This is a genomic window from Hominibacterium faecale (assembly GCF_020734085.1).
Lineage (GTDB): Bacteria > Bacillota > Clostridia > Peptostreptococcales > Anaerovoracaceae > Hominibacterium > Hominibacterium faecale.
Map to the genome: position 1 here is coordinate 165,846 of NZ_JAJAGH010000013.1, position 10,875 is coordinate 176,720.

The following is a 10,875-nucleotide window of genomic DNA, read 5'->3' on the forward strand; positions in this document are numbered from 1 at the left end:
CTATTGTTGTGCGTATTTCTTTTCTGTAATCTCTACGAAGGTTTCCTCTGAAACATAAGATTTCTTTTCACTCTTCATAAAGAGAATGTACAGAACAAACGCAAGAATAAATCCGACTATGTAGCTATTGGCATCGAGCCATTTGGTAAAAGTACCTCCGATGCCGAATTTTCCAAGAAGGGGAACGATAAAGCCGAGAACCCACGCTGCAATAGCCCTGATATTCCAGCCCTTGTTGTACGTGTAGGTGTCATCTTTTTCATCATACAAAGCCTTGACATTGATCCTCTTTTTCTTGACCACAAAGTAATCGGCTACCAGAATGGCCGCTACCGGTCCCAGAATAGTTCCGCACGTACCCAGCCATGTAAACATAAAGGCTCCGGCATCGCCGTACATCCACCAAGGCCGATAGACAATGCATAAAATGCAGGTGATGATAATTCCCACTCTGTAGCTGATTTTCTTCGGCGCCAGATTGGCAAATCCGTTGGCGGGAGCCACCACATTGGCTGCCATATTGGTTGTCAGGGTACCGATAATGACGCCCAAGGATACGACGAGTACAACGAATTTATTGTTCAGATGGAGCAATACTGCGGTGGGGTCGAATTGGGCTTCTCCGTAAGCAACTTCCGTAACCTTGGCGAACATCGCGCCGATGGTAGCAAGTACGATAACGGAAGTGGGCATTGCATAAAGCTGACCTCTGAACTGGGCTTTCTGCGATTTTGCATATCTGGAGAAATCCGGTATATTTAAAGCTAAGGTCGCCCAAACTGCGATATTGCTAGTAATGCCGGCGAGGAACACGTACAGGAAACCGCCGTTGGCTTCCAGGGTTGCCGGTTCATTGCCTGCCAGGAACATGTCTCCTACGGATAAACCGCAATCGTTTCCCAGTGAAACGATCCAGCAGATCAGCCCAATACAGAGAATGATCAAAATCGGGCTGCCCAGGCTTTCCAGCCGTTTGATGCCTTCAGAACCTTTCAGCCCCAAAATTAAAGTTAAGACTAGGAAAATGCCGAAGCCGATAAATCTTCCCATACCTTCTGTATCCCAGCTGCTGCTGAAAACAGAGATGATGGAAGAGAAGGCTGCGCCGCCTACCCAGCACTGGACTGCACACCATCCAGCAGCTACGATGGCCCTCATCAAGGATGGCAGATGAGAGCCCATCCGTCCGAAAGAAATTCTTGCAAATACCGGGAATGGTATACCGTATCGTGTCCCTGCATGGGAATTAAGCTGCATTGGGATGAGTACGATCAAATTTCCAATGAGGACGTTTATCAGTGCGGGGATTGGTCCCATTCCCAATGCGATCAAAGCAGCTGCGTATGAGAATCCAGTGATGCAAATGACCATACCAACCCAAAGCATTCCAATATTATAGGTGTTCCATGTTCGTTCCGATGCGGATGTGGGAACCAGATCTGCATTCATATATTTTGAATCAGACAGTTCCTTCAGGGTTTCTTCATTTAATTCAAAGAGTCCCTTTGAAAATTCCATTTGTGTATACTTGTTTTCCATATTTACTCCTTGCGGCGAGTTTCAAAGATTTCGCCTTTGTTCATTTCAGGAATAACGTTTCTTAGTAAAAACTGTTTCATAACAATGGCCGTTGTTATATAGCTTTAAGCAGCGCCGCATCCATGAACGCGTATGCTGCGTTTGGTATTACACCTTTATATAGAGCATCTTTTATGCCAATTTTCTGTATTTTTAAAAAAATAATTAAGACCTGTGTCTTCCGCTTAATTTGAAGGTTTTTTACGATCAAAGAAAAAAAGACGCCAACGCCAAAGAGCTAGGCATCTTCTTTTCGTTCCGTTTTTGTAACTGACGAAACAATACTCGTTTCGTTTCCGTAACGGTCTACTCTCGATTGATTTTCCGAAAAAGGGTCGTCGGTGACACGTTCAGCAGCTTAGCTGCTTTCCTGATGCTGCCGCCCTTTTTCATTGCTAAGGCTATATATTCATCTTCCATCTCCGCAACAAGCTCGGGCAGGCAGACCGGCAGTTTTTTCGTTGAAACGCTTCCTTTTGTTTGGCCGAAAGCGTCTTCCTTAGGCAGATCCGCTAAGGTAATTTCCTGGTTTAGGCTGAGGACAACATAGCGTTCAATGGCGTTTCTCAGTTCCCGGACGTTTCCCTTCCATTCGGCTTTTTTCAGGACTTCAAGGACTTCCTGACTGATGGTCTTGTTCATTCCATTCTTTTCGTTGATCTCCTTTAAAAATGTGATTGTCAGGGGAATGATGTCTTCTCGTCTCTCCCTGAGAGGCGGAATTTTAATGGGGATTACGCTCAGCCGGTAGTACAGGTCCTCTCGGAATTGATTGCGATCCACCATATCTTTTAGTTCTCGATTTGTGGCGGCGATGATACGGCAATTCACTTTTTTTACTCTAGTGCTGCCTACTCGCATGATTTCTCCGGTCTCCAGAAAGGATAAGAGCTTGGGTTGTAAGTTAAGGGGCAGTTCTCCGATCTCATCAAGAAATACTACGCCGTCGTCGGCAGCTTCAAAGAGTCCCATTTTCCCTTCTCTGCTTGCGCCGGTGAAAGCGCCGGGAGCATATCCAAATAGTTCCGATTCCAGAAGAGATTCTGGAATGGCTCCGCAGTTTATGGAAACCATATGCTTGCTGCTCCGCTTGCTCATATCGTGAATCAGCCGGGCAATTACGCCTTTTCCCACGCCGGATTCACCTAAAATCAATACAATGCTGTCGTTCATGGCCGCCCGCTCGGCAATTTCCAGAACGCGCCTCATTTCCGAACTTTCTGCAATCAGTCCTTTATGAGCAATATTATTATGTTTTGAAAGCTCACTTCTGTAGGTATCGATCAAAGTCTCTTGTTTTAGCTGTTCTTCGAAAAGGGCGTTTAAGATGGGAACATCCCGCAGGTTGTTGATGATTCGTTTAATATTACCTTCTTCGTCAAAGATGGGGGTGGCTGTAACCAGAATGGTTTTTCCGTTGGAAAGGTTTTGGGTTATAGTTTCCTGTTGTTTGGATTCGAATACCGTAGCAGAGGCAGACTTTTGGAAGATCCCTTCTGTAACCAAATCCTTGGTATTTTTTCCAACAATATCTTTGCCGTCGATGCCCATAATCTTTCTGTGTGCACCATTGGCCATGATGGTAATGCCCTTTTCATCCACCACAGTCATGCCGTCTTCCGTAAAAAAGCAGGACCGGAGTGCTTCCACAATGAAATCTTTATCATCTCCAATATTACCGCTCTTTACCTTTTCTTCAATTTCTTCGAATGTGTATAGCTTGTCCTTAAACGTGACCATAGAATACCTCGATATCTTCTCCTGTTTCTGCTCGCATTTTAATCATTCATTCATTATATCAAACAAGATTGTGTAGTAAATAACCCCTGCTGAGTATTTTTATGTAATAGCTGCCTGTAAGAGCAGTTTGGCTGATAAGCAAAAGCTGCCGCTCTAACAAATAAATTGATGGTTCGTGCGGCAGCTGATCTTCTTTTATAGCGGTTTGGAATTCTCCGCAATAAATTCTGCTGTAAACAAGTCTTCTTCTTTCGGAACATTGAGGGGCAGCGTTCTGGATACGTGGGTGATATTAATTAAATCTTTCCAGTTTACATTATGGGATACACTGTTGTTTCCCCAAGTTCCACAGCCCAGGGTCATCGTCATCGGCATTCCATTTTCCCACGATCCGCTGTTTCCAACACCTTGGGGTTGATTTACCATCATTCTGGCCACCGGCATTCTCAGCGCCATTTTTTCCACCTTATTATCGTCACTGGTGTGGATACCGCAGCCATGGCCCTTGCCCATGTAGTCCATGATCGCTTCCATTTTATCCATTGCTTCTTCAAAGCTGTCTGTCTTAATCAGCGTGGTAACTCTTGAGAGCTTCTCTCCGGTAAACGGGTAGTCATGGCCGATGCCACCGTTTTCTTCGACAAACAGGAACTGGGTGTTCTGGTTGATTTCCAGCTCCGCCAGCTCCGCGATAACGGAAATGGGCTGAGCAATGATATGCCTGTTGAGCGCATGATTCTCCGGCCATTTGGGCCACAGGGCTGCCTGGAGCTTGGCCTTTTCTTCCGAAGCTTCCCTAACCAGAAAACCGCCGTGTTCCTGCAAGGCATTTACAAAGGCATCATAACATTCTTTCTGAACCAAAAGAACGTTTTCTGTGGAACAGCTGGTAGCATTGTCAAAGCATTTGGAGGTCCGTACCATTTGGGCCACTTTCCCCAGGTCCGTTGTACCGTCCACATATACCGCATCGTTTCCAGTTCCTACTCCAATGGCCGGTGTTCCTGACTCATACGCCGCCTTGACCATGCCTGCGCCGCCGGTGGCCAGCACGAAGTCGCATTGTTTCATCAGTTCGCCGGAACAATCAATGCTGACATATTCGGGCTCAACTGCAATAATTAAGTCTTCCGGTGCTTGGAATTTTTTCAATACCTTCCGCAGGTAATTGACGACAAACAAATTGACCTTGGCAGCTCTTGGATGGGGCGCCAGGATCATGGCGTTGCGCCCTTTAATAGCATTCATCGGCTTTACTACGGCTGTGTTTTCTGCGTTTGTCACCGGCGCCAAGGCGCCGATCACGCCCATGGGCTTGGCATATTTGGCAATGTTTCTTTTCTCGTCGTATTCAATGAGGCCCACTGATTTTTCATCCTTCATCTCCCGATAATGGCCGATGGTCTTATTCCAAATTTTTGCGATTTTATCCTCCACATCACCCATTCCCGTTTCTGCAACGGTCTGCTCGGCCACCGCCCGCATGAAATCAGGGCGGGTGCCATAAAATGCGATGGCTGTCACAAGCTCATCCACCTGCTCCTGGGAATATCCGTTTAATATTCTTTGGGCTTTCTTCGCCCTTTCTACAAGTCCTTTCATATACGCTTCATAATTGATTTCCATAAAATCCTCCTCCGAATCCTCCAATTAACGATAAATGGTTGTATCAATTTAAAAGCGCAAATCTTGTGCCATTCTGCCGCCGAATCCAAGGCCGATCCTTTATCACGGCACAATCGTTGAAAAATAAAATACTGCTCCTGCCTTTATACAATGACGGGTATCCCTGTCCCCATTCCAACTGATCCGTATACGGAACAATCGGAACGCTGTTCGTTTCGAAATCGAAACAGTTCTTTTTGATTAAACTTATCTGCCGCGTCCTAAGGCAGCCGAAAAAAGGATTGACTCTCACGTTACGTAATAGTATATTCTTTTTTCTAGTAAGGCACGAATTTTACGAAAGGGGTTGATAAATATGAAAACCATCGGGCAAATAGCAGCGCTGACGGGTATCAGTACACGAACGCTGCAATACTATGATGAAATTGGTTTGCTGAAGCCGAGCAAATTAACGCCTTCCGGGTATCGTCTATACAGCAGCGAAGCGTTGGAAAGGCTGCAGCAGATTTTGTTTTTCAAGGAGTTGGGATTTAAGCTCCAAGAAATCAGGAAAATTTTAGAAAAGCCGGAATTTGATTTATCGGAATATATTGACGCGCTGGAAAGTTTTAAAGACAGTAACGAAGATGCGGTGATCAAACATTGGGGAAGTATGGAGGCATTCGATGAACTGTTGCAACAGCTAAAGATGAATGAATCCGACGCAGCCCGCTTGGCGATCAAGCAGTTCGGCAGCGTTGAGAAATATACGGCAGCGATGAAATACAACATGGAGCATTTCGCAGAAATCATGGAGCAGCAGCAAACGCTGACAGAGGAAGATCGAGATGAATTTTTTAATAAGCAGAATTCCCTGTTCGAAAAATTAACATCTGATCTGGCAGAGCCCGCTTCTTGTGACCGTGTTCAAAAGGTCGTCCATGAACTCGTCGTCTTTACGCAAGAGAAAGCGCCGGTCCCCGATCTTGGTGAAGGGTATTGGGACATGGTAATCGAAAGCTATTCCAGTGAGACGGCGAAAGAGATCGTTGATACAAAATATGGGCCCGGTGCTTCCTCTTATATCGCCCAGGCCCTGCAATCCTATTTTTCCAAGTCCAAGCCTGTGATATAGGCCAGGACTGAGCATGTGTCAGGGCAGGGGCATCCATGCCATGCAGGAAAGGACGGGAGTGGTTTACGCCCCGCTCCGTGCAGCGCGTGTTTGGTTCACCGTAATAAAAACAGGCGATTTTCTTTGGCGCTGTATATGACATTCCCTGAAATCTGCGTAATTTCCTTTAAGATCATGCTTTCTGGATCTTTTGTCCAATTCTAATCCATACATTAGTTTTTCAACTACAGAATCCAATAACGCAATATCCTCGGCCCGTTCCTTCGCACGCTTTCATAAGTGCTTCACATCTCAATAAACCTTCATTAGTTGTTTGCACACCCGTGCAGTACAAAGGTTTTGATGTTTTCTATTAAGGATTTTGGTGCAATCCGGCCTCTGTCGACTGCATCAAATAATCCATATAGCATTGATATCAGTACTTCGGAGAAAAAAGCATCGCTGAGTTCTATTTTGAAAACTCCTTTTTTCTGTCCATTTAGATAAAAGGAATCGATTGCATCCGAGTATTTGTCCCAATTATATTCCCTTCCCATATCAGGGAAATAGTACATGAATTTAAAATATTCACGATATTCATAATGAATATTGATAAGATCATGAAGCCCTTCTTTATGATCTTTAAAATCTTTTTGAGCAACTTCTATGATATCTTCGATCGCTTCAGATGATTTTTCAAACAGCATTTTTTCAAGATTCTCTCTGGTGCCGCAAAATCTATGAAGAGTCGCCTTGCTGATACCTGCAGCCTCAGCGAGATCCTTCGTCGTCCCTCTGGGATTTGCAACTAAAGCAGCAGCCAGTTTTTGCAGTAATTCTCTATTCATCGACATAATTTTATATCCTTTCAATTTTTTAAAAATAGCTATAATTACATCTAATAGAATATGCTACTTATTTGATTAATTCAAGTCTAAAATATTTTTATTGATACTATATTGACTCATTTGATACTTTATGGTATCATGCATATCATAAATAGTTCAATGGAAAGCGAGGTGAATAAAGTGTTAACTAAATACGATACCGATACTGTGATCAAGGACTTTGCACGATCTATTGTGAACAACCCGCAGGGAAATCTCAAAGATCATATTGATGCCGTCGGAATCAGTAATGCCACATTCTACCGTATCTTTGGCAGTAAAATTGATTTTGAATATAAGCTGAAGAAAAAAATCCAGGTAGTTCTTAGTGAGATAATCTGTATTTCCGGCAGCAGTTTCGATGATTACTATATAGGATTAAGATTGATCATTGAAGCTCACATTTCAAACAGAGAAATCATTTGTCTTCTCTGTACCAATCCTACTTATCAGGAATTCAGCGGAGGTGATCCATACGACTATGAATTCAACTACTGGATCCCGTATCAAAAGGCTTTGAATGTTTTTTTTCAAAAATCTCAGAGCAAAGGCGGTTTTACATTGAAATGTGAGCCACGGATGCTGACCATTCATTTCCTCTTTACTATAGTAGGCGTCATCTCAGCGGCGATGAATGGAGATATTGCAGAAAAAAACATTGCAAAAGAAATCGAAGAACTTTTTTTACATGGAGTTTCAAGCAAAAAAACGAATCCGGATTAATCGAGCAAAAAAGTCAATGCACAAGCGTACATTTCAGAAGGAATTCATTCTAAATATGGCAATCCCCCATATTAAAAGTCGGGGAGAAAGAGGTAAAAAAATGAAAAAAACAATATCAGTAATCTTAGTTTTAACTCTGGTTTTAGGTATGAGCAGCATACTTACCGGATGCGGCTCCAGTCTGAACCGGGAGGTTTCTATTCAGGGAATGACGCTTAAAGTTCCGTCTGAATGGGCAGAGACTTCACAAGACGGCAATGATGAAGAAAAAGGAATTATCTATTATGAAGAGAAAAAGGATGAACAAGACGAAGATGAGACTGTAAACAGGATAATCATCAAATATCAGAATCTAAAAAAGGCTCCGTATAAAGCAGCTGCTGAAGCGATTGAAGCCGAACATAAAAACATTGAAAGTAATCACGGCACTATATTCTGGAGCATTGATAATGAAAACAGCAAGACCATTGACGGTGCTCAGATAACCGCTTATGAATACAGTTTTTTAAAGGAAATCAATGGTATCAGGCAGAAGTATGAAGGTCAGATAATATATGCTTACTCAGTTGATACCTGTTATGAGATTGCTGTATACGGAGACGGTGTAAGTACAGATAAGATCATGGGAACACTCGCATTCTAACAGTGGCGGTATTGATATGAAAGGAAGACAGATATGGATAATACGATTATAATGAAACCGCAAAATATTCCAAAGAGCCGTATGTGGATATCACTTTTCGTGATCTTACTCGGGCAGTTCGTTGTTTCGATCGATCTGACGGTTCTGAATATTGCGTTACCTGAGATTACTAGGGAGTTACAACCGAGTTCTGACCAGCTCCTGTGGATTATAGATATTTATTCGCTGGTACTGGCAGGCTTTCTGGTCGCGGCAAGTTCGCTCTCTGACCGAATAGGTCGAAAAAAGATATTGCTCACAGGATTCCTAGTGTTTGGTATCGGCTCAGTCATGGTACTATTTGTAAATGGGCCGGAGCATCTTATCGCGATCAGAGGATTCCTTGGTATAGGCGGCGCAATGATTATGCCGGTTACCATCTCCATGGTACGAAGCATATTTACAGATGCCAAAGAGCGGGCATTCGCTGTTGCCGCATGGTCGGCAATCAGTGCCGTGGGTATAGCGGTAGGACCTCTGATTGGTGGATTCCTGCTGGAACACTTTGAGTGGCATTCTGCATTTTTAGTAAACGTACCGCTCGTAGGGATTGCCCTAGCAATGGGAATCTTCGTGCTGCCTGAGGTCAAACTTAAAAATCCCGGACCGTTTGACATGGTCGGTTCACTGATCGCTCTGGGCGGAATGTTCGCCCTTTTGTGGGGAATCAAACACCTTGCCGGGGAGCTGCAGTTTGATACGCTGGGCGTTGTTGCCGTATTGGCCGGACTGCTGCTCATGACATTATTTGTAATCAAGTGCAAATATTCCAAAGCGCCTATCGTTGACTTATCATTATTCCGCAGCAGAACCTTTACAGCCGGTGTCCTCGCCACTGCAATATGTACCTTTGCAATGGCATCACTACTATATATGCTGTCACAGTGGTTTCAATTGGTTAATGGTGACGGTACACTTGAGGCCGGTCTCAAACTGGTACCGATGGCAGTTGCCAGTCTGATCTCAAGTACAGGCGCAGCAGCATTGGCCTCCAGATTCCAGGCCCGTAATGTTATTGGCGGAGGATTGGTGATGGCCGCAGCTGCAATGATCATGCTGATCTTCTTCAAGGATGACCTTACTCTCTTGCCTGTCATGATATCAACCTGTCTTGTGGGTATTGGTATTGGATCGCTTGCCATCGGTGCTGCCCTCATTATGAGCGAAACGCCTATTGAAAAAGCATCGAGTGCCGGAAGTCTTCAGGAAATCTCCTATGATTTAGGAAACGTATTGGGTGTTGCAATACTGGGAAGCGTTGCATCTATAATATACAGAAACGGTATGGGCACAGGCAGTCTTAGTGCTATGGGCCTAGATTATCAGATCATCGACCAGGCGAAGCAGTCCTTTGCTGCCGCATCGGAAATCGGTAATATGCTCGGTATTCCTGAGTTAATTGACAGAGGCGCCAACGCATTTACGGACTCTATTGTTATAACCTGCTTGATCGGAGGTATTGTAATTCTGGTGGCAGCCTGTATCGTGTGGATGCTTATTCCTAAGGGTATGAAGATAACAGAAAACGCAGACCCTGAGGGAACTGCAAAATCGACGGCACTTGCGCCTGTAGAAACAGCGGAAAGCTTTGCACCAGCTGATGAAAACAATGTTGTGACTGTAAAAACATTTACGGCGGCATCAGAGACCGCACCGATAAACGGCGGTAACGAAAGCATTTCTATTTCTATTGATACCGCTACGATGCATGATATGAAAGAAGTGTGCAAAAACCTGGGGATAACACCCAATATTGCTTTTGCAATATTTGCCAAGAAAGTTGCCAATGAAAGACAGATACCTTTCACACTTGCGGCAGATCCTCTTTACAATGACGGCAATATTGCTCACATACAAAGAGGCATCGAGATACTTGATCAAGGCAGAGGCATCATGCATGAATTTGATGATATAATTAAGGCCTGGGCACCGGAAGCCTGGAATGATTATACTCAGCTGAGGACTCATGATCCTGAAGTATATGCGCATATCAAAACACTGATCAGGGATATTGAGCAGAACGGAGATTCACGCGGAGACGGTAATCCTCAGCAGATGAAAGGTGATTTATCACAGCTCTGGACTCGCGATATTAAGGAACAGAGCAGGTTAATCTACCGTGTTGTAGAAGGAGAGCTGCAGATCATATCATGTAAATATCATTTCAATGACTGAGGCATTTTTCAGAAACCGTAAATGTAAAGAGAGAATCGATGAAGTTGACCCAGGTGAAATATTCTAGCAAGAATATGACAAATGGCTATATATACTCCCGTCTCAATAGAGAACGGACTAAAGCAAAACTCGATGCTCTCAAAAAATAGAAAACACGAACTAATCATAAAACCTTACTTCCTTTCTTTCAGAAAATAAGTAAGGTTTTATCTATCTTTGGAGCTATTATTCAATAGATTTTCAGATAACACTTGCTTTGCAGACAGGTGGCATCGAACATGTCCCGCAGGAGCCGGCATCCCAAAAAATTATGTGTAAATAGAATAAAAGACATCCTTGAAGTCAAGAATCAGGACAGGAAATGCTTGGAG

The 10,875-nt window shown here is 43.8% G+C and carries 8 protein-coding genes and 1 pseudogene; 4 read left to right on the plus strand and 5 right to left on the minus strand.

Annotated features, from left to right (window positions below; translation table 11 throughout):
* From LG211_RS17355 to LG211_RS17365, 3 genes are all read right to left on the minus strand, one after another.
* Positions 1–1,539, minus strand: coding sequence for an NCS1 family nucleobase:cation symporter-1 (locus tag LG211_RS17355; RefSeq protein WP_148397980.1), 1,539 nt, complete (start codon positions 1,537–1,539; stop codon positions 1–3).
* Between the two features lie 345 nt (positions 1,540–1,884).
* Positions 1,885–3,318, minus strand: a complete 1,434-nt coding sequence (locus LG211_RS17360) for a sigma-54 interaction domain-containing protein (protein ID WP_269478096.1) — start codon at positions 3,316–3,318, stop codon at positions 1,885–1,887.
* Positions 3,319–3,513: 195 nt separating this feature from the next.
* The gene (locus LG211_RS17365; RefSeq protein ID WP_269478097.1) at positions 3,514–4,944 is read right to left on the minus strand and encodes an aldehyde dehydrogenase family protein; all 1,431 of its coding nucleotides are present in this window, start codon (positions 4,942–4,944) and stop codon (positions 3,514–3,516) included.
* Positions 4,945–5,299: 355 nt separating this feature from the next.
* On the opposite strand from LG211_RS17365, the gene LG211_RS17370 reads away from it, so the two are divergent.
* Positions 5,300–6,058: a MerR family transcriptional regulator gene (locus LG211_RS17370; RefSeq protein ID WP_269478098.1), complete on the plus strand. Its 759-nt coding sequence runs from the start codon at positions 5,300–5,302 to the stop codon at positions 6,056–6,058.
* 63 nt (positions 6,059–6,121) lie between these two features.
* Here LG211_RS17370 and LG211_RS20175 read toward each other — a convergent pair.
* Together LG211_RS20175 and LG211_RS17380 are read right to left on the minus strand one after the other, a co-directional pair.
* Positions 6,122–6,319: pseudogene (locus LG211_RS20175) on the minus strand (type II toxin-antitoxin system mRNA interferase toxin, RelE/StbE family); the annotation flags it as partial.
* Positions 6,320–6,363: 44 nt separating this feature from the next.
* A complete protein-coding gene (locus LG211_RS17380) occupies positions 6,364–6,891 on the minus strand; it encodes a TetR/AcrR family transcriptional regulator (RefSeq protein ID WP_269478099.1) in 528 nt (175 codons plus the stop codon).
* Between the two features lie 174 nt (positions 6,892–7,065).
* Between LG211_RS17380 and LG211_RS17385 the strand changes: the two genes are divergently transcribed.
* The 3 genes from LG211_RS17385 (at position 7,066) to LG211_RS17395 (ending at position 10,504) form a co-directional block, all read left to right on the plus strand.
* Positions 7,066–7,647, plus strand: a complete 582-nt coding sequence (locus LG211_RS17385; protein WP_269478100.1) for a hypothetical protein — start codon at positions 7,066–7,068, stop codon at positions 7,645–7,647.
* Between the two features lie 100 nt (positions 7,648–7,747).
* Positions 7,748–8,290 (plus strand): hypothetical protein, encoded by a 543-nt coding sequence (locus LG211_RS17390; protein ID WP_269478101.1) that lies wholly within the window; start codon positions 7,748–7,750, stop codon positions 8,288–8,290.
* A 33-nt stretch (positions 8,291–8,323) separates the two neighbouring features.
* A complete protein-coding gene (locus LG211_RS17395; protein ID WP_269478102.1) occupies positions 8,324–10,504 on the plus strand; it encodes an MFS transporter in 2,181 nt (726 codons plus the stop codon).
* The last annotated feature ends 371 nt before the right edge of the window (positions 10,505–10,875 follow it).